This is a genomic window from Sideroxydans sp., assembly GCF_054604835.1.
Genome location: NZ_JBTSFG010000005.1, coordinates 205,224 through 225,926, shown reverse-complemented (window position 1 = coordinate 225,926; position 20,703 = coordinate 205,224). Strand labels below are relative to the sequence as shown.

Here is a 20,703-nt window from a genome sequence, read left to right as displayed (position 1 = left end):
GTTCATTCAATCAGGGAGTATCTATATGCTTGTGACCTTTACCACCGAGGCCTATGCCGATATCACCATGTTCGGGGACGTCGGTCTGGCCATGCTGAAGATGATGGGACACAGCGCTACGGTGCCCGGCGCGATCCGCGCTGAGGATGTGCCTGCGGCGCTGGAACGATTGACGGCGGCGGTCAATGCCACGCCCTCCGCCGCGTCGACTTCGAACAAGGATACGGACGAGCCTAACGTCAGCCTGAAGAACCGCGCTCTGCCGCTCATCGAACTGTTGAAAGCCGCAGCCAAGGCGGAAGCGTTTGTAAGCTGGAAGTAGGGGAGCACAAAGCACAAAAGCCCCGCAGGGCTTTTGTGTGTCGCTCGATCGAAGCGAGGTGCAACTGGATTGGCGTCCCCTACGAGATTCGAACTCGTGTTATCGCCGTGAAAGGGCGGTGTCCTAGGCCTCTAGACGAAGGGGACTTTGCTCTAAAACAAAATAGCCCAGAAGGGCTATTTTTTGCTGCCTCAGTGCAAACACTGTGCAGCTGTATTTGGCGTCCCCTACGAGATTCGAACTCGTGTTATCGCCGTGAAAGGGCGGTGTCCTAGGCCTCTAGACGAAGGGGACTGCGGTACTACTTCTTTTCTTGGTGGAGGTAAGCGGGATCGAACCGCTGACCTCTTGCATGCCATGCAAGCGCTCTCCCAGCTGAGCTATACCCCCCAGGTGGTCCCCGAAAAGAGCGCGCATTATATTGACGCACCCTTACCTTGTAAAGCGCTGGGGCAGTTATTTTGCGAGATTCTTCTCGATGCGCTGCAATACCATCTCACGCGGGAACAATACGACCAAAGCATCGACGGATGGCGCTTGCGTCTGACCGGTGAGCATCACGCGCAAAGGCATGGCAAGTTTGGGCATCTTCAGTCCGTGTTGCGTGATGACTTCCTTGATCAAAGCACTGATCGAAGGCGCCTCCCATGTTGCGGTTGTCAACTTGGCGGCGAAGTCGCGCAGGGCTGGCAAGGCTTCCGCACTGAGCTGTGCTTCCATCAACGCTGCATCGGGATGCAGGTCGATATAGAACACTTCGGCCGCATCGGCCAACTCGTTCAAAGTGGAGACACGCTCCTTATATAAGCCGACCACAGAGGCGAGGGCGGGGCTGTCAACGACGGTGATGCCGCGCGACTCCAGACGCGGACGCACCATGGCTGCCAGCGCGTCGTTGTCCATCTGTTTCATATAGTGGTTGTTCAGCCATTTCAGTTTCTCGGTGTTGAACTGGGCGGCGGACGGCGTGATGTGGTCCAGATCGAACCACTGGCAGAACTGCTCGACCGAGAACACTTCTTCATCGCCATGCGACCAGCCGAGGCGGGCGAGGTAATTGATGACCGCTTCGACCAGATAGCCGTCTTCGTCGTATTGCATCACGCTGACCGCACCGTGGCGCTTGGACAGTTTGGTACCGTCGTCGCCCAGGATCATGGACAGGTGGGCGTAGCTGGGCACTTTAGCGCCCAATGCTTTGAGAATATTGATCTGGCGCGGGGTATTGTTGACGTGGTCGTCGCCCCGGATGACCTGGGTGATGCCCATGTCCCAGTCGTCTACCACCACACAGAAGTTATAGGTTGGCGTGCCGTCGGAACGGGCGATGATCAGGTCGTCCAGTTCACTATTGCTGAATTCGATGTGACCTTTGACCATGTCGCTCCAGCCGACGACGCCTTCGGTCGGGTTTTTGAAGCGGATCACCGGCTTGATGTCTACCGGGATGGTCGGCAGGGTCTTGCCGGATTCAGGACGCCAAGTGCCGTCATAACGCGGTTTCTCACCACGGGCGCGCTGTGCTTCGCGCATGACGTCCAGTTCTGCGGGCGAGGTGTAGCAATAATAGGCATGGCCGGATGCCAGCATCTGCTGGATGACCTCTTTGTAACGCGGCATGCGTTGCATCTGATAGAACGGGCCTTCGTCGTAGTTCAGACCCAGCCAGTTCATACCGTCCAGAATGGCCTGTACCGCTTCCGGTGTGGAACGCTCGACATCGGTATCCTCGATCCGCAGGATGAACGTGCCGCCGTGCTTGCGTGCATAGGCCCAGGAGAACAGCGCGGTGCGCGCGCCGCCGATATGCAGATAGCCAGTTGGACTGGGAGCGAAACGGGTACGGACTGTCATGTTGCTTTCCTGATTCTGACTTTAAATGAAGGCGCGCATTCTACAGTGTTGGATTAGCCTGAGAAACAAATTGACCGGTATGGGCGGCTGTGATTAAATGCGCGCCCTAAATTGGGCGGTTAGCTCAGCGGTAGAGCACTGCCTTCACACGGCAGGGGTCACTGGTTCGAACCCAGTATCGCCCACCAATTTAAAAAGCCAGCAGGCGACCCTTGCTGGCTTTTTCTTTATCTGCTGCTTGCGCATCTTTCATTTTACATAATATACATTATGCGCAATAAACAATAATGTGAGAAATGGCAGGATGCTCAGGTTTGAGCCGTTATCCCAATTTAAACAGTCTGTTGAAGTTCTGGCTCGTAGCCACCCCGACTTCGTCCACCGTGATGTTGCGCAGTCTGGCGATCTCCTCGGCGACATGCTTCACGAAAGCCGGCTGATTGGTTTTGCCCCGATGCGGTGTCGGAGCCAGGTATGGCGAATCTGTCTCGATGAGCATCTTATCCAGCGGGATGCTCTGCGCGACTTCTTTGATGCTGGTCGCTTTCTTAAAAGTCAGAATGCCCGAGAACGAAATATGGAATCCCAGATCGATGGCGGCTTTGGCCACATCCAGACTCTCAGTGAAACAATGCATCACCCCTCCGACCTCGCCGGCCTTTTCCTCGGCCATGATGCGCAAGGTATCGTCCGCAGCCGACCGGGTGTGGATAATGAGCGGCCTGCCGCTTTCGCGGGAAGCGCGAATATGGGTGCGAAAGCGCTCCCGCTGCCATTCCAGGTCGCCGGTCAGGCGGTAATAGTCCAGACCCGTCTCGCCGATCGCGATTACTTTGGGATGTTGGGCCAAAGCTACGAATTGAGCCTGGGTAGGCTCATCGTCCAACTCATAGTCAGGATGAACACCTACAGAGGCATAAAGATTGTCATGCGCCTCTGCTAGCGCCAATACAGCGGGGAAACTGTTCAACTCGACCGACACGCACAGCGCGTGGCTGACCTGGTTGTCTTGCATGTTGGCCAACAGCTCGTCGAGCTGTTCGACCAAACCCGGGAAATTCAAATGGCAGTGAGAATCTATGAACATGGTCAGACAGCAAATAGCTGGCGATATGACATCAACAGGGATTCGAGGAAGAGTCTGGGATTGAGTGGATGGTAGGCGGCCCGGCGCGCTTCCTGCAATTCCTTCTGGAACCGCAACAAGGCTTGCGTGGTGGTGCTTTGCGCCAATTTCTCCAATTCCTTTGATTGTTCAGGGAAATATCGGACGGATCCGACCAGCTTGGCCGAAGTCAGATCATGGCTCCATTGCTGCAGGCAATGGATGATGTGCACCGGAATGCCGCGTTGTAATTTCTCGGCCAGTGCCAATGCATCCATCCTTGATGGCTGGCGGATCGCTTCCAGCAAGGTAGCGCGCTCTTCGGCACCCTCACCCGATTCTGCCCAACCCAGAGCCTGCAACGGGGCGAAACCGGTTTGGGCCAACGCTTGCGCCGGGTTCTTTACCCCCTGTTGCGACAGCCATGCCGTACCGGCTTCCTTGGTAGGCGTGGCGACCGGGAATGCCAGGCAGCGACTGAGGATGGTAGGCAGCAGTTGTTGCGGCTTATGTGAGACCAACAGGAACAACAACTTGTCAGTCGGCTCCTCCAGCGTCTTGAGAAGGGAGTTTGCCGCATTATTGTTCATCGATTCAGCGGGATAGACGACCACAACGCGATAACCACCGCGGTGGGCAGAAAAATTGGCGAAGCCGGACAAAGCGCGTATCTGATCGACCGAGATCTCACGAGACGGCTTTTTGCTGCTCGACTTTTCTTCTGCTTCATCGGAATTAGACAAGGCATCCGGCTGCACCAGACGGAAATCCGGATGGCTTTCCTGCTCGAACCAACGGCAAGCGTCGCAACTTCCGCATGGCATGCCTTGTGCAGTCGGGGCGTCACACAGCAAAGACTGGGCGAAATTCAAAGCCAGATCCAGCTTGCCTATCCCTTGAGCGCCCTTCAGCAACACGGCGTGCGGCAACCTGCCGCGCAAGTTGTTCAGCGCTTGCCAGGATTCAGATTGCCATGGATAGAGTTGTTTCATATCAGAGCGCTGCAAGCACATCTGCAAGTTGTTGCTGAACTTCTTTCAGCGACTTTTCTGCGCGTATCACAGCGTAACGATCGGGTTTTTTCGCGACTCGCGCCAAGTATGCCTGACGTACCTTGTCGAAGAACTCGCCTTGTTCACGCTCGAATTTATCCAGGCTCACATTATTGGACAATCGCTCTCTGGCCACTTCGATAGGAATATCGAACAGTAAGGTAAGGTCAGGCTGCAGGTCGCCGTGCGTCCATTGCTCGAGCTGCTCTAGCTTGGCGACTGGCACCCCCCTGCCCCCGCCTTGGTAGGCGAAGCTGGCATCACTGAAGCGGTCGGAAATGACCCAAGTACCGCGCTGCAATGCGGGACGGATCACTTGCTCTACATGCTCGCGGCGGGAGGCGAACATCAGCATGGCTTCGGTCTCGGCATGCATGGATTCATGCAGCACCAGTTCGCGCAGCTTCTCACCCAGCGGCGTACCGCCCGGTTCGCGCGTCACCAGCAGGTCGACACCCCGCTCACGCAGGGCATTGGCGAACCACTCCAGCCCGGTGCTCTTCCCTGCTCCGTCCACACCTTCAAATGTGATGAATCTAGCTCTATTCATTTTCTCTTCAGTTGGTACTGTCTGACTGCATCGTTGTGCTCTATCAGGTTTCTGGAAAAATGCGAACTACCATCCCCTTTTGCCACGAAGTACAGCTCTTTGCCCAAGGGCGCGTGCATCACCGCCCGTATCGACTCCAAACCCGGCAATGCGATCGGCGTGGGTGGCAAACCGTAGCGAGTATAGGTGTTGTAAGGCGTATCCGCTGTCAGATCACGCCTGCGTAGATTGCCATCGAAGGACTCTCCCATGCCGTAGATCACCGTCGGGTCGGTCTGCAGACGCATCCCCCGCTTTAAGCGATTAAGGAATACGGTGGCGATCATTGGACGGTCGCTGGCCTTGCCGGTCTCTTTCTCAACGATGGAAGCAAGGATCAATGCTTCATAGGGGGAAGTTAGCGGACTCTGCGGGTCATGCTGCAGCCATGCTGCTTCCAGATGGCTGCGCAGGGTGTGATAGGCACGCTTGTATACAGCCAGATCACTGCTGCCGGTTGAAAAATAATAGGTATCAGGGAAGAAGAGCCCCTCGGCAGCCTGCTCGGAAGCGCCGATACGTTGCAGCAACTCGGCTTCCGACAATGAAGCGCTGTCATGCCGCAATTTGGGATGCGCATCCATCAGTTTGCGCAGGTCTTTGAAGGTGGTGCCCTCGATGATGCGGATCTGGATCTGACTCTGGTCGGTCTTCCCTTCGCTGATCATATCCAGCAACCCGTATCGGGAGATGGGCTTATCCAACAGATAGTTGCCGAATCTGATCTGTGTAGCTTTTCCAGTCAAGCGAGCGAGCGCGACAAACGACCATTCGGTCTCGAGCACGCCAGCCTGCTTCAATTTTGCAGCCGTGTGTTTCAGGCTGCTGCCTTGAGCGACCTCGAACTCGATCGGCAGTTGCCCCAAGGGCAAGTCCGAAAACAGGTGATAGCTTATGAATGCCATGACCAAGATCAGAGCAAGAAGCAGTTTGCCTAAGGCGTTCGGTTTAGTTCTTCGCATCATTCAACCAAGTTTGGATAGCCAGCGACATCTGGCGCTGATCAAAGTTTTTTTCTTGTATACGGGCGACCGGCCACAGGCCGAATACGCTATTCACCAGGAATATCTCCTCGGCCTGCAGCAGATCGCCCAATCTCAATCGAGCGACTGCGCATTGCACCCCATGCTGCTCAGCCCAAGCAATCACGCGATCCCTTTGCACGCCTGCCACGCCACTTGCAGACAGATCCGGGGTCGACAATCTTCCGCCGATAACCGCAAACAAGTTGGATCGGGCACCGGAGATGATAAAGCCTTCCTCGTCCTCCAATAGTCCCTCGGCTGCGCCGGCGGCCTGACACTCGGCTGCCGCAAGGACGTTCTCCAGGCGGTTAAGATGCTTTATGCCTGCCAATCGTGGCTGGCGGGAAAGCTTCAAGTCGCACAGATGGGGCGTGATGCCATGCGCATAGAAGGCAGCGTCATACACCGGGGCAGGATGGAAACCGACTACACGGGTGGGAGTGGAACGCAACGAAGGGGCATAACCGCGCTCCCCGATACCACGCGTCACCATGATCTTGACGACGCCGCTTCCTGTCCCGGACAACTGCGCTATTTCCTGCAGGAGGATGTCTTCACCGGGACACTGGATCTGTAAAGCGTGACAGTCGTGATGCAACTTTTCGAAATGTCGCGGCCAGCAAAATGGGCTTCCCTGCTGGACACGGAGTGTTCTAAACACGCCGTCGCCATAGGAAAGCCCACGATCTGCTACTGCAATGGTGTCAGCCGGATTGCCGTTGACCAGCATCACGGTCTGAGGGTCAGACCTTACGGAACACCAAGGTGCCGTTAGTCCCGCCAAAGCCGAAGTTGTTATTCACCGCCACATCGATCTTCATATCGCGCGCGGTATTGGCACAGTAATCCAGATCACATTCCGGATCCTGCTCGAAGATGTTGATGGTCGGCGGGGAAACCTGATGATGGATCGCCAGTACGCAGAACAGTGATTCGATACCGCCTGCACCGCCCAGCAAGTGACCAGTCATCGACTTGGTGGAGTTCACCACCAGTTTCTTGGCGTGATCACCGAAGGCGGCCTTGATGGCATCGGATTCGTTCTTGTCGCCGAGCGGGGTTGAAGTGCCGTGCGCATTGACGTACTGCACGTCGCTTGCATTCAAACCCGCGTCGCGCAATGCATTCTGCATGCTGCGCTTCGGACCGTCCATGTTTGGCGCGGTGATGTGATAAGCGTCAGCACTCATGCCGTAACCAGCCACTTCGGCATATATCTTGGCGCCGCGCGCCTTGGCATGCTCATACTCTTCCAGCATCAATACGCCTGCACCCTCACCCATTACAAAACCATCGCGGTCCTTGTCCCAAGGACGGCTGGCAGTCGCAGGATCATCGTTACGAGTTGAAAGTGCGCGGGAAGCGGCAAAGCCTCCAACCGCCAATTGGCAGACGGTAGCTTCGGCGCCACCGGCAAGCATTGCGTCGGCATCACCATACTGGATCATGCGCATTGCTTCGCCGATGCTATGGGTGCCGGTTGTACAGGCAGAGACCACAGCAAAGTTCGGGCCGCGCAGGCCAAACATGATGGATAGGTTGCCGGAGATCATATTGATGATGGTTCCGGCAATGAAGAATGGGGATATCTTGCGCGGACCACCGGCAAGATAATCGTTCTGCGTTTGTTCAATGTTAGGCAGTCCGCCGATACCCGAGCTTACGCAGACGCCGATACGGTCTGCATTCGCTTCAGTTATCTCGATCCCGCTATCCTTGAACGCTTCTATACCGGCAGCCATACCCAAGTGGATGAAACGATCCATCCGCCGGGCATCTTTTGCCGGAATATATTGCGTCACATCGAAATCCTTGACTTCGCCCGCTATCTGGCTGGCCAATGCGGAAGGGTCGAATTGGGTAATTCGAGCGATTCCAGACTTGCCTGCCACGATGTTTTGCCATGTTGCAGCCACCCCGTTACCTACGGGAGTGAACGCACCAAGGCCGGTCACTACGACTCTACGCTTAGTCAAACTGGACTCCGATGATATTTAGGAATGATTGAAAATTACTTGGAATGCGTGTTGACGTAGTCCAGCGCCTGCTGAACGGTCGTGATCTTTTCTGCGTCTTCATCAGGGATCTCAACGCCGAATTCTTCTTCCAGCGCCATCACCAGCTCAACGGTGTCCAGAGAGTCAGCGCCCAGATCGTTCACGAAGGACGATTCGTTCTTGATCTCGGACTCATTCACGCCCAATTGTTCTGCGACGATTTTTCTAACGCGTTGTTCGTTGTTGGACATTTTGTAGTGCTCCCATTTAGTTAAAGTATAAAAAGCGCGGGCATTCTACCAAACTCGCGCCGAATTCCAAACTACCGCTTACTCCATGTACATGCCGCCATTGACATGTACTGTTGTACCTGTGATATAGGCAGCGCCGGGGCCTGCCAGGAAAGCTACAGCCTCCGCGATATCTTCCGGTTTTCCCAGACGCTTCAGCGGCACATGCTCGACCAGTTTGGCGCGCTGTTCTTCGCCCAAAGCCTGCGTCATATCGGTATCGATGAAACCCGGTGCGACACAGTTCACGGTGATGTTGCGGCTGCCGATCTCTTGCGCCAGCGACTTGCTGAAACCGACCATGCCAGCCTTGGAAGCCGAATAGTTGGTCTGGCCGGGATTGCCGCTGCTACCAACCACCGATGAGATGTTGATAATGCGACCGGTACGCGCTTTCATCATTGCGCGCAGCACAGCGCGGGAAAGACGGAATACAGACTTGAGGTTGGTCGTCAAGACGTCGTCCCACTCTTCTTCGCTCATGCGCGCCAGCAGGTTGTCCTTGGTGATGCCTGCATTGTTGACCAGGATGGAGACTTCGCCGAACTGCTTGCGCAGAGTGTCCAGCACCAGATCTATCTGGGCGGCGTCATTCACATTAAGCGCCAGACCGGTGCCTGTCACCCCCGCAGCGGCCAGATATTCACTGATCGCCTGCGCACCCTTATCGCTGGTGGCCGTACCGATCACGGTCGCGCCCTGCTTGCCCAGCTCCAGAGCGATGGCTTGCCCGATGCCGCGTGAAGCGCCGGTCACCAGAGCGATTTGTCCTTGCAATGTCATAACTCCCCCTTTATGCGAGTGAGGCCAAAGCTGCCTTCAGCGCTTCGCCGTCGTTGATGGCCATGGCCTGCTGATTGGTGTCGATGCGCTTGTTCAGACCGGCCAATACCTTGCCCGGTGCGCATTCCACGTTGTGCGTGATGCCTTGCTTGCCGAATGCCTGCACCGTCTCGACCCAGCGTACCGGGGAATACAACTGACGCACCAGTGCATCCTTGATCTTGGCCGCATCGCTATAGGCTGCGACATCGGCGTTATGCAGCACCGGGACGGCAGGCGCATTCACCGTCACGCTCTCCAGATAGGTGCGTAATTTGTCTGCCGCACCCTGCAACAGACTGCAATGCGACGGCACACTCATCGGCAGCATCAAGGCACGCTTGGCGCCCTTGGCCTTGGCCAACTCCATACCGCGCTCGACTGCAGCAAGATTGCCTGCGATGACCACTTGTCCCGGAGAGTTGTAATTCACGGCCTCCAGCACTTCACCCTGCGCACCTTCAGCACAGACTGCGCGCACGGCTTCATCATCCAGCCCCAGAATAGCGGCGATACCGCCCACGCCTTCCGGTACAGCTTCCTGCATGCATTGCGCGCGATAGCGCACCAAAGGCAATGCATCAGCGAAATCCAAGGCACCCGAAGCGACCAGCGCGGTGTATTCACCTAGGCTGTGACCGGCCATCATCGTCGGCTTGGCGCCGTTCTGAGATTGCCAGGCACGAAATACCGCCACACCGGCGGTCAGCATGATGGGCTGAGTGTTGACCGTGGCGTTCAGGTCGGCATCTTCGCCTTCGGTGACCAACTGCCACAGATCCTGCTTCAGCACATCCGATGCTTCAGTGAAGGTATCGCGTACAGCAGAAAAATCGGCATAGCCGTTCATCATGCCGCGCGATTGCGAGCCCTGACCGGGAAATACGAATGCGAATCGAGTCATTTATATATGCCCTACCACTTGATGAGTATCGCGCCCCAGGTGAACCCGCCACCTACGGCTTCAATGAGTATGTTCTGTCCAGGTTTGATATCCCCGGCGCGGACTGCGGCATCCAGCGCCAAGGGAATGGATGCTGCCGAGGTATTGCCATGCAAGGAAACGGTCTGCACCACATTGTCCATGGACAGACCCAGTTTTCTGGCAGTCGCTTCGATGATGCGGATGTTGGCCTGATGCGGCACCAGCCAGTCTATGTCGGTGCCAGCAAGCTTCTGCTCCTCCAGCAATTCCTCAACAACATCACTTAACACTTTGACTGCAAACTTGAATACGGACTGGCCATCCATGGATATCTTCGGATCTGCCTTGAGCATATCGCGATGGCGACCATCAGCGTGCAGCTTGGCACCGATGATGCCGGGCTCCTCGGAAGCGCGCAAAACGACAGCCCCCGCACCATCACCGAACAGCACGCAAGTAGTACGATCGTTCCAATCCAGCATGCGGGACAGAACTTCGGCACCAACGACCAAAGCCGTCTTCGCCTGACCGCCACGGATATACAGGTCAGCGGTATTCAATGCGTAGACGAATCCGCCACAGACTGCCTGCACATCGAAGGCTGGGGAGCCGTTTCGGATCCCCAGCTTGTCCTGAAGGATGCAGGCGGTACTCGGGAAAGGCATATCCGGCGAAGTCGTGGCGACGATGATCAGGTCGATCTCGTCGGCAGCGATACCTGCGGCTTCGATGGCTTTAAGACTGGCCTGACAGGCCAGATCACTGGACATCTCGCCTTCAGCCGCCACATGGCGCTCGGAGATGCCACTACGGGAAAATATCCAGTCATGCGTGGTATCGACCGTCTTTTCGAGGTCGAAGTTGGTCACCGTATTGGCTGGCAGGTAGCTACCTGTGCCGATGATTCTAGAATAAGTCTTCAAGCAGCCTCCCCTACATTGGCCTGGCGCGCGTTGTGCCATTTTTCTACGTGCTCGCTTATGTGTTCCAGCATACCACCTCGCGCCTCCTCTGCCGCGCGCTCGATCGCGCACTCGAAAGCGAAGGCATCAGCCGAACCGTGGCTCTTGACCACGATACCCTTCAAACCCAGGAAGCTGGCACCGTTATAGCGACGGTGATCGAGACGATGCTTGAAAGCTTTCAATACCGGCAGAGAGACCAAAGCTGCGATCTTGGTCAGTGCATTGCGTCCAAAACCCTCTTTCAGGAAGCCGCCCATCATCTTGGCCACCCCTTCTGCGGTCTTCAACGCGACATTGCCGACGAATCCGTCGCATACCACCACATCCGTGACACCCTTGAAGATGTCATCGCCCTCTACGTTGCCGTAGAAGTTCAGATCGCTGGCCTGCAGCAGTTCCCCGGCTTTTTTGACGGTTTCATTGCCCTTGATGTCTTCACTGCCGATGTTCAGCAGGCCGACAGTCGGATTCTCTTTGTGTTCCAGCGCGGTGACCAGCGTGCTGCCCATCAAGGCGAACTGCAGCAGATGCTCCGCCGTGCAATCGACGTTAGCGCCCAGATCGAGCATGCAGACCTGGCCGGAGTGGGTTGGCAAGTAGGAAGCGATCGCCGGACGGTCGATGCCAGGCAGTGTCTTCAACACGTAACGCGCCGTCGCCATCAGCGCACCTGTGTTGCCGGCACTGACACAAGCGGACGCCTCGTTGCTTTTGACCAGATTGATGGAAACGCGCATGGACGAGTCCTTCTTGCCGCGCAAAGCGGACTGCGGCTGCTCATCCATACCCACCACTTCAGTGCTGTGATGGATACGCAGATTCTGGCGGTCATGAGGAACGCCCAGCTTATCCAGTTCGGAACGGATCGCGTCAGCCAAACCAACCAATACGACGACATCTTCCGCATGCTTGTCGAGATAGGACATCGCAGCCGGTACCGTAACGGATACCCCATGGTCGCCGCCCATGGCATCAATAGCGATCGTGACACCCATCAATCATCCCCAAGTACAAAAAAAAGTCGAACGCAAGCCATCCCTGCAATCGAGGGATGGCTTGTAAGCTTGAACAAAAAACTTATTCTGATTTGGTGTTGACGACCTTCTTGCCACGATAGTAGCCGCTCGGGCTGATATGGTGGCGCAGATGCGGTTCGCCGGTGGATGGCTCGATAGCCAGTGCCGGGGCTGTCAGGAAATCATGTGAACGATGCATCCCGCGCTTGGACGGGGTCTTCTTGTTTTGTTGAACGGCCATGCTAACTACTCCTCGAAAAAACCTACTTAAAATTTATTCTTCAACTGGGCCAACATACCGAATCGGTCGTCAGCCTTTCCCGAACCTTTGCTTGCCAGCTCACAGACACCTTCGTCATGCCTGGGCGCAAAAGGCAACGAGAGCAGAAGCTCATCTTCTACCAGACCGAGAACATCAAGCTCTTTGCCGGCCTCGATCCCGTCGACTTCATCCGAATCATCATCCTGCATCAGGTCAACCCCCTCAAGCAGTTGCAGCCTTGAGGCGATGTCGACCGGATATACCAGATCTCCCAGACAACGCTGGCAACGCAAATGACAGATTCCGCTCATATCCAACAGCAGGAACGACATGCCATCCGCTTGCATGCCTCGCACGGTATATCGAATGGATCCCTCGGAACTGGCCAGCGATTCAGCCAGTCTAGGCAGGTCCACAACAGCGATTTCCCCGTTCAAAGTCCTGCCGTTACGGGCAAATTCAATACTGTCGATCAAAGGCCGTGCAAACATGAGGCGCGCATGATATATATTCCCCCCTCCCCTGTCAAAGACACTGTACAAGGAACATCTTGAATTCCCAGCCCCTCGTTCTGGCCTCGACTTCTATATATAGGAGTCAGTTACTGTCAGTCCTGCAAATACCTTTTCTGACCGACTCACCAAATGTCGATGAAACTCCGCTCCCAAACGAGGATGCGAGACAGACATCATGGCGCTTATCCCGTTTAAAAGCAGAGGCCGTCACCGCACGCCACCCCGATGCCCTGATCATAGGTTCCGACCAGGTTGCCCTGCTGGATGGTGCGCAACTCGGCAAGCCCATGACCCACGATAACGCCGTACGCCAGCTGCGGGCCATGCGCGGCAAGACGGTCAGTTTCTTCACAGCCTTGAGTCTACTCAATGCCCGCACCGGCGATATGCAGACCGAAGTGGCCGAGACACATGTCACCTTTCGCCAGCTCAGCGACCAACAGATCGAGGACTATCTGCTCAAGGAACAACCTTACCATTGCGCGGGCAGCGCCAAGTCAGAGGGATTGGGAATAGCGCTGATCCAGCGCATCGAAGGAAACGACCCAAATTCCCTGATTGGACTGCCCTTGATAGCCCTGATCGATATGCTTGAAAAACAAGGCGTTAAAGTTATTTGAAAATTTTGGCACGAATTTATCGTTGCAGCCACAAACGCTTTCTGATATTAAAGCGCGCTTGAAAAATTCAGCCCAACTTGGAGATATACGCAATGCCAGTGCAAGCGAATAAGAACACCGCCCCGTACAAGCCCAAAAAGGGCGAGGCATACATGAGCGCCAAACAGCTAGAGCATTTCCGCTCTGTGCTGGCCGGTTTGAAGCTCGAATTGAGCCAGGATATCGACCGTACCGTGCATACCATGCAGGATGAGGCTACCGTATTCGCCGACCCGAACGACCGCGCAACACAGGAATCAGACATGAGTCTGGAATTGCGCAGCCGTGATCGTGAACGCAAGCTGATCAAGAACATCGACAAGATGCTGGGACGTATCGATTCCGGCGATTATGGATATTGCGATAATTGCGGCATCGAGATCGGCCTGAACCGCCTGGAAGCGCGTCCGACCGCAACCCTTTGCATCGATTGCAAGACGCTGGACGAGATCCGAGAGAAACAAGTAGCCAAGTAAGTCCGGCTACAAAAATGAAAGACCGGCTCAGGCCGGTCTTTTACATTTATAGACCGCTCAGAACCTTGATGTGTGCCGCTGCGCTGCGCCCAAGCGCATGCAGCTCATAGCCCCCCTCAAGCACCGACACGATGCGCGCCTGCGCATGATGCCCGGCGATGCGCTTGATCTGTTCGGTCACCCATATGTAGTCAGCCTCCACCAAACCGATGGAGGACATATCATCTTCCCGGTGGGCATCGAAGCCAGCGGAGATGAATACCATCTCCGGCTTGAACGCTTCCAATGCAGGCAACCATCTTTCCGTCACCGCATTTCGAAAGACCACCCCGTCAGAGCCCGCCGCCATTGGCACATTCACGATATGGGGCTTACGGGTCTCGGCCCCGACATACGGGTAGAACGGATGCTGAAAGGTCGAGCACAGCATGACTTGCTGATCGTCACTGAAGATATCTTCAGTACCGTTGCCATGATGGACATCGAAATCGACGATGGCGACACGTGACAAGCCATGCGCGGCCAGCGCATGGGCCGCCCCGACAGCGACATTATTGAAGAAGCAGAAACCCATCGCTTTTCCCCGCTCGGCATGGTGCCCGGGTGGACGCACATTACAGAACGCGTTCTCCACTTTGCCGCCCATCACCAGATCGACCGCCAGCACCACTGCGCCTGCTGCGCGCAGTGCCGCCGGATAGGTATAGGGATTCATAAAGGTGTCACCATCCAGAGAGATGATGCCCTCGGCGGGTGCTGCAGCCTCGATAGAGTCGATATGAGCCTCATCGTGTACGCGCAGCAGTTGCTCGCGCGTGACGTCCGGTGCATCGTGATGTTGCAGAAAGCCGTACAGACCGGAGGCGATCAATTGATCTTCTATGGCATGCAAACGCGCCGGGCATTCCGGATGATGGGCACCCATATCGTGCTTCAGGCACAAAGGATGACTGATAAAAGCGGTCTGCACAGTGATCTCCGATGGTGTTTGACTGCTATGATAGCGCTCGCAGGAAATACCTCCAACTTACCCCGACCTCCATCATGAGCCAGCATTACCTCAATCCCTTGTTCGCCCCCAAATCCGTAGCCGTGATCGGCGCCAGCGAACGTGCCGATTCGGTCGGCCAGATCGTTTTTCAGAACATGCTGGAGGGCGGTTTCAAGGGAGAGCTGTATCCGATCAACGCCAAGAGCGAACAGATACAGGGGCAGCGCGCCTACCCGTCCATTGCCAGTATCGGCAAACCGGTGGATCTGGTGGTGATCGCCACACCGCCGCAGACTGTGCCCGGCATCATCGAGGAATGCGGCATCCATGGCGTCAAGGCTGCCGTCATCATCACCGCAGGTTTCGGTGAGACCGGCCATGAAGGTGCTGCCCTTGAAAAGCAACTGCTGGAGAATGCCCGCCGCTACGGCATCCGACTGATCGGGCCAAACTGTCTGGGCATCATGCGCCCCTCGCTCGGGCTGAACGCCACCTTCAACAAGGGCGCTGCCGATACCGGCAATATCGCCTTCATCTCCCAGTCCGGCGCGCTGTGCACCGCCATTCTGGACTGGGCACAAAGCAACGACGTCGGTTTTTCCAGCGTTGTATCCATGGGCTCTTCGACCGATGTCGACTTCGGCGAGATCCTTGATTTCCTGGTGTCGGATGCAAAGACCCAAAGCATCCTGATGTACATCGAAGGCATCCGCAATGCACGCACCTTCATGAGCGCTCTGCGTGCCGCTGCGCGCATCAAACCGGTGATCCTCGTCAAAGTGGGCCGCCATGCCGCCGGCTCCAAGGCGGCGATGTCGCATACCGCTTCACTGGTCGGCGCGGACGATGTGTTCGATGCAGCAGTGAGCCGTGTCGGTGTGGTGCGCGTGCAGACTGTCACGCAACTGTTCACGGCTGCACGCGCACTTTCCTGCGGCTTCAAGCCGGTGGGAAATCGACTGGCTATCGTCACCAATGGCGGCGGTCCCGGCGTGATGGCGACCGACCGCGCGGTCGACCTTGGCCTCAATATCGCAGAACTGTCCGACGGCACCATCGAATATCTCAACCAGCATCTGCCATCCAACTGGCCGCACAGCAACCCCGTGGACATCATCGGTGATGCCCAGGCCGACCGCTATCACCATGCCGTGAAAGCCTGCCTGGAAGACGACAACGTGGACGGCGTATTGGCCATCCTCACGCCGCAAGCAATGACCAAACCACTGGAATCGGCCGAAGCACTGATCGAACTGGGCAATACCCACAGCAAACCGCTGCTGACCTGCTGGATGGGCGAAGTGCAAGTCGCCGAGTCACGTCAGGCGTTCACCAAAGCGCACCGTCCGCACTTCCGCACACCGGAACCGGCGGTTGAAGTGTTCTCACACCTGTCCGCCTACTACCGCAACCAGAAGCTGCTGATGCAGATGCCGGGCCCGTTCTCGCACCATGTCGAACCGGATGTGGAAAGCGCTCGCCTGATCATCGAAGGCGCGATGCAGGAACACCGAAAAGTATTGAGCGAGATGGAATCCAAGGCATTGCTGTCCGCCTTCCACATCCCGGTCGCGCGCACCATGGTCGCCCACACCGGCAACGAAGCACTGCTCATCGCGCAGCAACTCGGCTATCCGGTAGCGATGAAGATCAACTCTCCAGACATCTCGCACAAGAGCGATGCCGGTGGTGTGATGCTCAATCTGCGCAATGCGCACGAGGTACGTGCGGCATACCAGCACATCATCGATACCGTGAAGCTGAACCGTCCGAACGCAACCGTGGATGGCATCTCCATCGAACCGATGATCGTCAAACCGAACGGGCGCGAGCTGATGATCGGCGTGACCAGCGACCCCGTGTTCGGCCCGGTCATCACTTTCGGCGCGGGCGGTACCGCAGTCGAGATCATGGGCGACCGCGCTGTCGCCCTGCCGCCGCTGAACCGTTTCCTGGTCAAGGAATTGATCCGGGATACGCGCATCTCCAAGATGCTGGGCGCCTTCCGCAATATGCAACCGGCCAACATGGATGCGCTGGAAGACGTGTTGCTGCGCGTTTCCGAGATGGTGTGTGAACTGCCGCTGCTCAAAGAGATGGATATCAACCCGCTGATACTGGACGAGCACGGCGCGCTGGCTGCCGACGCACGCGTGGTGGTGGAATATCGCCAACCCAGTTCAGACCGCTACGCGCACATGGCGATCTATCCTTACCCCACCCATCTGGTGAGCAGATGGCAATTGGCCGACGGGACAGACATCGTGATCCGGCCGATACGTCCGGAAGATGCCGAGCTGGTGAAACGTTTCGTGCACGACCTCTCGGATGAATCGAAATACTTCCGCTTCATGAACAGCGTGCAGGAGCTGACTGAAGAGATGCTCGCCCGTCTGACGCAGATCGACTACAGCCGCGAGATGGCGCTGGTGGCGGTCACTGGTGAAAAGGAAGAAACCGAGCTGGGCGTGGCACGTTACTCCATCAATCCGGATGGCGAGACATGCGAGTTCGCACTGGTCGTCGCGGACAACGTGACGGGCAAAGGATTGGGCCAGAAACTGATGGTGTCATTGATGGAAGCGGCTCGCTCCATCGGCTTGGCGACCATCGAAGGTGAAGTGCTCAGCCACAACCACAACATGCTCAAACTGATGACACGTCTGGGCTTCACAACCAAGCCGAGCAGCGAAGATCCCGGCATCATGAAAGTCAGCAAGGCTTTGTAAGCCTGCGCAGTGCTAGCCTAGATGCTGTTCTTCCAGCCAGGACAGCCACGCGTCCATCCCTTCTCCGCTGACAGCGGAGAGGCGGATGATGCGGATATCAGGATTGACGCGACGCGCGTACGTTTCTGCAAGCTCCACATCAAAACTGAGATAAGGCAGCAGGTCGCACTTGTTTAGCAGCATCAACTCGGCAGCACGGAACATGTCGGGATACTTGAGCGGCTTGTCCTCGCCTTCTGTCACCGACAGCACCACCACCTTGGCGAACTCGCCCAGATCGAAACCGGCCGGACATACCAGATTGCCGACGTTCTCGATGAACAGCATGCCCCCTTCAGGCAAAGGCATCTCCGGCAAAGCACGTTCTATCATCTGAGCATCCAGATGGCAGCCTTTGCCGGTATTGATCTGCACGGCAGGAACGCCGGTCGCACGGATACGATCCGCATCCTGCTCTGTCTGCTGGTCACCCTCGATCACCGCCAGGGGATAGCGACCTTGCAGGGCCTGCAGCGTACGCACCAACAGCGTAGTCTTACCTGAACCAGGGCTGGAAACAAGGTTCAGCGCGAGCATGCCATGCTGCTTGAACAGCTCACGATTGCCCTGAGCGTGCAGATCGTTCTTGTGCAGGATGTCCTGCTCCAGCTTGACGATGCGCTGCGTATCTTCAGCGACCTTCGCTTCAACTCGGTGCAACTTGAAGCTGACTGGTGCCTTCGGCTTGTTTAAAGGTTTCCTGCCGCGTATCAGCACTTCATCCGAACCACATCCGCAAGTCATACACATCACACCACCTCCAGCTCTTTTACGCGCATCGCATCACCGGCGACCAGTTGCAGACCGTAACTGCCGCACTGCGAACACGCGTCATACACATTCTCGATCTCCGCCTCGTGGCTGCATTTTGGGCAAAGCCCCCTGCCCGGCGTATCGATGATCTCCAATCGCGCGTCCTCCGCGACACTGCCTTGCATCGCGGCAGCGAAACAGAACCGCATCGCCTCCTGCTCCACGCAAGACAGCCGCCCGATCTCCAGCCACACCGTCGTCACTTGGGAGAAGCCTTGATCACGCGCGGCCTGCTCGATGATCTCGCGCACGCTCTGCGCCAATGACATCTCATGCATGACGCGCCTGCGCAGGCTCGACGTTGCTCGCCAGCCATGATTGTAGAAATGCAGTGGCCTGTTCCAGATTATCTGCTGCCTCTGGGCTCAGATCCTCCCCCAACTCAAAACCATACCCCCTGATGCCCAGCACATAACATTGCGGAAGCGGGTCTGTATAAACCTGTCCAAAAGTATGCAGCAGCGCGGCAGGCGATTGCGCATGACTGGAATAACTCTGATCGTGCACCGCCTCCAACTCGGAAAAACGGAAAGGAGGCTCACACGAGACATCGGCATCCACGAACACGACTTGCCGCCGTCCAAGCAGATCGGCTGAATGTTCTACCTGTAGCTGGAAATCCTCTAGGCACTCGACAGCGTCGGAAATGTTTTCCTGAATCTGCCTCAGCAGCAAGGGCCCCAGCGCATCATCCCCGCGCGATTCATTGCCGACCGCAAAGATCAGAACGGGCGCGACCATCACAGCTGCGCGGCACAGAAACCATCAGAGCCGCGTGACAACATATCGACCCGCTGCCCTTCGGCATCCAGCAGCTCCACTTCCAGTGGCATCTTGCCCAAGGCATGGGTCGCACAAGAGAGGCAGGGATCAAATGCCCGGATGGCGACCTCAATGTGGTTGAGCAATCCCTCGGTGAGTTTCTTGCCATCGATATATTGGCGAGCAACCTGACGGATAGCTTCATTCATCGCCTGATTGTTATGGGTCGTGGAGACGATCAAGTTGCAGCGAACGATCTGGTCGTTCTCATCGACCCGGTAATGATGGATCAATGTCCCGCGGGGCGCTTCGATCACCCCGACGCCGCGCTCCTGGCGCTGACCAATGTTGACCAGATCCGTCCCCTGCAGATCGGGATCATGCAGGATGTCGCGAATCAATTCGGCCGCATGTAGCATCTCGATCATGCGCGCCCAGTGGAACCCCAGCGTCGCCTTCGCGGCTTTGCCATGCTCGAACGCCATGAATGCCTTGCGTTGTGCTTCGGCCAGCGGGGTGGAGATGAAGTCACACTGCGTCACGCGCGATAGCGGTCCCACCCGGTACCAACCCTGCTCCGGCCCCAGACGACGTAGGAACGGGAATTTCATATAGGACCACGGCTTCACGTCTTCCAATATCTCATCCCAGTAACGGCTGGGATCGAAATGATCGAATATCGTCTCGCCATCCATCGAACGCGCCCGCAAACCGCCGTCATAAAGCTCCAGCGCACCATCGGGTCGCACCATGTTGAGCGTATGCGCATCGAAACTGCCGAAGCTGCTGTACATCGCCAGATCCTGCTCGAACAGATTGCGTACGATGCCGATAGCCGCCTCACTCCACGCCACCATCTGGTCGACATCCTTCAACAGGTAGTCGCGCTCCTCAATACTGACGTTCTTGTTCACACCGCCGGGAATGGAGCCTGTGCCATGGATACGCTTGCCCGCCGTGACGCGGATCACCTCTTGGCCAAACTTGCGCAACAGCACGCCCTGTTTGGCGATCTCAGGGAAGGCTGCGGCGATACCAACGATGTTGCGCTTGGCCACATCGGAGCCAAATCCGAACAACAGATCGGGGGAACACAAATGGAAGAAATGCAAGGCATGCGACTGCAGAATCTGCCCATAGTGCATCAAGCGGCGCACCTTCTCCGCCGTGGGTGTCAGCGTAGCGCCCACCACCATATCCATCGCCTTGCTCGCAGCCAGATGGTGGCTCACCGGACAGATGCCGCAAAGACGCTGCACCATCACCGCCGCTTCCCAGTAAGGACGTCCCTGGATGAATTTCTCGAACCCTCTGAACTCGACGATATGCAGCCGCACCTGATGCACGCGGTCGTTCTCATCAAGCAATAGGGTCACCTTGCCATGCCCCTCCACACGGGACACCGGATCGATAGCGACGCGTCGGAGCTTTTCGGGAAATGAAGCGGTTTCCAGCGTATCAGTCATAGCGCACCACATGGACAGTTCATTGATGT

General features: G+C 56.6%; 23 protein-coding genes and 4 tRNA genes. 5 read left to right on the top strand and 22 right to left on the bottom strand.

Annotated features, from left to right (window positions below):
• Positions 1–25 precede the first annotated feature (25 nt).
• The gene (locus ACYCZ5_RS10170; protein WP_461544685.1) at positions 26–322 is read left to right on the top strand and encodes a DUF1840 domain-containing protein; all 297 of its coding nucleotides are present in this window, start codon (positions 26–28) and stop codon (positions 320–322) included.
• A 70-nt stretch (positions 323–392) separates the two neighbouring features.
• Here ACYCZ5_RS10170 and ACYCZ5_RS10165 read toward each other — a convergent pair.
• From ACYCZ5_RS10165 to gltX, 4 genes are all read right to left on the bottom strand, one after another.
• A tRNA-Glu gene (locus ACYCZ5_RS10165) sits at positions 393–468 on the bottom strand.
• A 72-nt stretch (positions 469–540) separates the two neighbouring features.
• Positions 541–616: transfer RNA gene (locus ACYCZ5_RS10160), tRNA-Glu, on the bottom strand.
• A 20-nt stretch (positions 617–636) separates the two neighbouring features.
• Positions 637–712: transfer RNA gene (locus tag ACYCZ5_RS10155), tRNA-Ala, on the bottom strand.
• A 66-nt stretch (positions 713–778) separates the two neighbouring features.
• On the bottom strand, positions 779–2,176 hold the full coding sequence (gltX, locus tag ACYCZ5_RS10150) for a glutamate--tRNA ligase (RefSeq protein ID WP_461544684.1): 1,398 nt from the start codon (positions 2,174–2,176) through the stop codon (positions 779–781).
• Between the two features lie 113 nt (positions 2,177–2,289).
• Between gltX and ACYCZ5_RS10145 the strand changes: the two genes are divergently transcribed.
• Positions 2,290–2,364: transfer RNA gene (locus ACYCZ5_RS10145), tRNA-Val, on the top strand.
• Between the two features lie 134 nt (positions 2,365–2,498).
• Here the strand turns inward: ACYCZ5_RS10145 and ACYCZ5_RS10140 are convergent.
• The 13 genes from ACYCZ5_RS10140 to ACYCZ5_RS10080 form a co-directional block, all read right to left on the bottom strand.
• Positions 2,499–3,263 (bottom strand): TatD family hydrolase, encoded by a 765-nt coding sequence (locus ACYCZ5_RS10140; protein WP_461544683.1) that lies wholly within the window; start codon positions 3,261–3,263, stop codon positions 2,499–2,501.
• Positions 3,264–3,265: 2 nt separating this feature from the next.
• Positions 3,266–4,273: a DNA polymerase III subunit delta' gene (gene holB / locus ACYCZ5_RS10135; RefSeq protein ID WP_461544682.1), complete on the bottom strand. Its 1,008-nt coding sequence runs from the start codon at positions 4,271–4,273 to the stop codon at positions 3,266–3,268.
• A gap of 1 nt (position 4,274) precedes the next feature.
• Positions 4,275–4,883: a dTMP kinase gene (gene tmk, locus ACYCZ5_RS10130; protein ID WP_461544681.1), complete on the bottom strand. Its 609-nt coding sequence runs from the start codon at positions 4,881–4,883 to the stop codon at positions 4,275–4,277.
• Entirely contained in the window at positions 4,880–5,884 is a 1,005-nt protein-coding gene (mltG, locus tag ACYCZ5_RS10125) for an endolytic transglycosylase MltG (RefSeq protein ID WP_461544680.1), read from the bottom strand. The genes tmk and mltG overlap by 4 nt, the downstream gene beginning before the upstream one ends.
• Entirely contained in the window at positions 5,871–6,677 is an 807-nt protein-coding gene (gene pabC, locus ACYCZ5_RS10120) for an aminodeoxychorismate lyase (protein WP_461544679.1), read from the bottom strand. The genes mltG and pabC overlap by 14 nt, the downstream gene beginning before the upstream one ends.
• Before the next feature lie 13 nt (positions 6,678–6,690).
• A complete protein-coding gene (gene fabF / locus ACYCZ5_RS10115) occupies positions 6,691–7,923 on the bottom strand; it encodes a beta-ketoacyl-ACP synthase II (RefSeq protein WP_461544678.1) in 1,233 nt (410 codons plus the stop codon).
• A 35-nt stretch (positions 7,924–7,958) separates the two neighbouring features.
• A complete protein-coding gene (gene acpP / locus ACYCZ5_RS10110) occupies positions 7,959–8,195 on the bottom strand; it encodes an acyl carrier protein (RefSeq protein ID WP_461544677.1) in 237 nt (78 codons plus the stop codon).
• A gap of 78 nt (positions 8,196–8,273) precedes the next feature.
• Positions 8,274–9,017, bottom strand: a complete 744-nt coding sequence (gene fabG, locus ACYCZ5_RS10105) for a 3-oxoacyl-ACP reductase FabG (RefSeq protein ID WP_461544676.1) — start codon at positions 9,015–9,017, stop codon at positions 8,274–8,276.
• 10 nt (positions 9,018–9,027) lie between these two features.
• Complete coding sequence (gene fabD / locus ACYCZ5_RS10100) at positions 9,028–9,960, bottom strand: ACP S-malonyltransferase (protein WP_461544675.1); 933 nt, start codon at positions 9,958–9,960, stop codon at positions 9,028–9,030.
• 11 nt (positions 9,961–9,971) lie between these two features.
• Positions 9,972–10,943, bottom strand: coding sequence for a beta-ketoacyl-ACP synthase III (locus ACYCZ5_RS10095; protein WP_461544674.1), 972 nt, complete (start codon positions 10,941–10,943; stop codon positions 9,972–9,974).
• Complete coding sequence (plsX, locus tag ACYCZ5_RS10090) at positions 10,901–11,941, bottom strand: phosphate acyltransferase PlsX (RefSeq protein WP_461544673.1); 1,041 nt, start codon at positions 11,939–11,941, stop codon at positions 10,901–10,903. The genes ACYCZ5_RS10095 and plsX overlap by 43 nt, the downstream gene beginning before the upstream one ends.
• Before the next feature lie 82 nt (positions 11,942–12,023).
• Entirely contained in the window at positions 12,024–12,203 is a 180-nt protein-coding gene (gene rpmF / locus ACYCZ5_RS10085) for a large ribosomal subunit protein bL32 (protein WP_459723243.1), read from the bottom strand.
• 26 nt (positions 12,204–12,229) lie between these two features.
• Positions 12,230–12,700 carry a YceD family protein gene (locus ACYCZ5_RS10080; RefSeq protein ID WP_461544672.1) on the bottom strand — a complete coding sequence of 157 codons (471 nt, stop codon included), beginning with the start codon at positions 12,698–12,700 and terminating at the stop codon, positions 12,230–12,232.
• A gap of 74 nt (positions 12,701–12,774) precedes the next feature.
• On the opposite strand from ACYCZ5_RS10080, the gene ACYCZ5_RS10075 reads away from it, so the two are divergent.
• On the top strand, positions 12,775–13,359 hold the full coding sequence (locus ACYCZ5_RS10075) for a Maf family protein (RefSeq protein WP_461544671.1): 585 nt from the start codon (positions 12,775–12,777) through the stop codon (positions 13,357–13,359).
• A gap of 92 nt (positions 13,360–13,451) precedes the next feature.
• Positions 13,452–13,874, top strand: a complete 423-nt coding sequence (gene dksA, locus ACYCZ5_RS10070; RefSeq protein WP_461544670.1) for an RNA polymerase-binding protein DksA — start codon at positions 13,452–13,454, stop codon at positions 13,872–13,874.
• Between the two features lie 46 nt (positions 13,875–13,920).
• Here the strand turns inward: dksA and ACYCZ5_RS10065 are convergent, their stop codons facing one another.
• Complete coding sequence (locus ACYCZ5_RS10065) at positions 13,921–14,844, bottom strand: histone deacetylase family protein (RefSeq protein WP_461544669.1); 924 nt, start codon at positions 14,842–14,844, stop codon at positions 13,921–13,923.
• A 74-nt stretch (positions 14,845–14,918) separates the two neighbouring features.
• On the opposite strand from ACYCZ5_RS10065, the gene ACYCZ5_RS10060 reads away from it, so the two are divergent.
• Positions 14,919–17,594, top strand: coding sequence for a bifunctional acetate--CoA ligase family protein/GNAT family N-acetyltransferase (locus tag ACYCZ5_RS10060; RefSeq protein ID WP_461544668.1), 2,676 nt, complete (start codon positions 14,919–14,921; stop codon positions 17,592–17,594).
• Positions 17,595–17,606: 12 nt separating this feature from the next.
• Here the strand turns inward: ACYCZ5_RS10060 and hypB are convergent, their stop codons facing one another.
• The 4 genes from hypB to ACYCZ5_RS10040 are packed head-to-tail and all read right to left on the bottom strand — an operon-like array spanning position 17,607 to position 20,674.
• A complete protein-coding gene (gene hypB / locus ACYCZ5_RS10055) occupies positions 17,607–18,383 on the bottom strand; it encodes a hydrogenase nickel incorporation protein HypB (protein ID WP_461544667.1) in 777 nt (258 codons plus the stop codon).
• On the bottom strand, positions 18,383–18,724 hold the full coding sequence (gene hypA, locus ACYCZ5_RS10050) for a hydrogenase maturation nickel metallochaperone HypA (RefSeq protein WP_461544666.1): 342 nt from the start codon (positions 18,722–18,724) through the stop codon (positions 18,383–18,385). Before hypA ends, hypB begins: the two co-directional genes overlap by 1 nt.
• Positions 18,717–19,187: a hydrogenase maturation protease gene (locus ACYCZ5_RS10045; protein WP_461544665.1), complete on the bottom strand. Its 471-nt coding sequence runs from the start codon at positions 19,185–19,187 to the stop codon at positions 18,717–18,719. Before ACYCZ5_RS10045 ends, hypA begins: the two co-directional genes overlap by 8 nt.
• A complete protein-coding gene (locus ACYCZ5_RS10040; protein ID WP_461544718.1) occupies positions 19,187–20,674 on the bottom strand; it encodes a Ni/Fe hydrogenase subunit alpha in 1,488 nt (495 codons plus the stop codon). The genes ACYCZ5_RS10045 and ACYCZ5_RS10040 overlap by 1 nt, the downstream gene beginning before the upstream one ends.
• Positions 20,675–20,703: the final 29 nt, after the last annotated feature.

Excerpts from the sequence above, each read along its gene's own strand:
- fabD (WP_461544675.1), bottom strand. The coding sequence starts at position 9,960 with ATGACTCGATTCGCATTCGTATTTCCCGGTCAGGGCTCGCAATCGCGC.
- ACYCZ5_RS10040 (WP_461544718.1), bottom strand. The coding sequence starts at position 20,674 with ATGACTGATACGCTGGAAACCGCTTCATTTCCCGAAAAGCTCCGACGC.
- ACYCZ5_RS10095 (WP_461544674.1), bottom strand. The coding sequence starts at position 10,943 with ATGGCACAACGCGCGCCAGGCCAATGTAGGGGAGGCTGCTTGAAGACT.
- hypB (WP_461544667.1), bottom strand. The coding sequence starts at position 18,383 with ATGTGTATGACTTGCGGATGTGGTTCGGATGAAGTGCTGATACGCGGC.
- hypA (WP_461544666.1), bottom strand. The coding sequence starts at position 18,724 with ATGCATGAGATGTCATTGGCGCAGAGCGTGCGCGAGATCATCGAGCAG.
- rpmF (WP_459723243.1), bottom strand. The coding sequence starts at position 12,203 with ATGGCCGTTCAACAAAACAAGAAGACCCCGTCCAAGCGCGGGATGCAT.
- gltX (WP_461544684.1), bottom strand. The coding sequence starts at position 2,176 with ATGACAGTCCGTACCCGTTTCGCTCCCAGTCCAACTGGCTATCTGCAT.
- mltG (WP_461544680.1), bottom strand. The coding sequence starts at position 5,884 with ATGCGAAGAACTAAACCGAACGCCTTAGGCAAACTGCTTCTTGCTCTG.
- ACYCZ5_RS10060 (WP_461544668.1), top strand. The coding sequence starts at position 14,919 with ATGAGCCAGCATTACCTCAATCCCTTGTTCGCCCCCAAATCCGTAGCC.
- dksA (WP_461544670.1), top strand. The coding sequence starts at position 13,452 with ATGCCAGTGCAAGCGAATAAGAACACCGCCCCGTACAAGCCCAAAAAG.
- pabC (WP_461544679.1), bottom strand. The coding sequence starts at position 6,677 with ATGCTGGTCAACGGCAATCCGGCTGACACCATTGCAGTAGCAGATCGT.
- holB (WP_461544682.1), bottom strand. The coding sequence starts at position 4,273 with ATGAAACAACTCTATCCATGGCAATCTGAATCCTGGCAAGCGCTGAAC.
- ACYCZ5_RS10170 (WP_461544685.1), top strand. The coding sequence starts at position 26 with ATGCTTGTGACCTTTACCACCGAGGCCTATGCCGATATCACCATGTTC.
- ACYCZ5_RS10140 (WP_461544683.1), bottom strand. The coding sequence starts at position 3,263 with ATGTTCATAGATTCTCACTGCCATTTGAATTTCCCGGGTTTGGTCGAA.
- ACYCZ5_RS10045 (WP_461544665.1), bottom strand. The coding sequence starts at position 19,187 with ATGGTCGCGCCCGTTCTGATCTTTGCGGTCGGCAATGAATCGCGCGGG.
- fabG (WP_461544676.1), bottom strand. The coding sequence starts at position 9,017 with ATGACATTGCAAGGACAAATCGCTCTGGTGACCGGCGCTTCACGCGGC.
- plsX (WP_461544673.1), bottom strand. The coding sequence starts at position 11,941 with ATGGGTGTCACGATCGCTATTGATGCCATGGGCGGCGACCATGGGGTA.
- acpP (WP_461544677.1), bottom strand. The coding sequence starts at position 8,195 with ATGTCCAACAACGAACAACGCGTTAGAAAAATCGTCGCAGAACAATTG.
- tmk (WP_461544681.1), bottom strand. The coding sequence starts at position 4,883 with ATGAATAGAGCTAGATTCATCACATTTGAAGGTGTGGACGGAGCAGGG.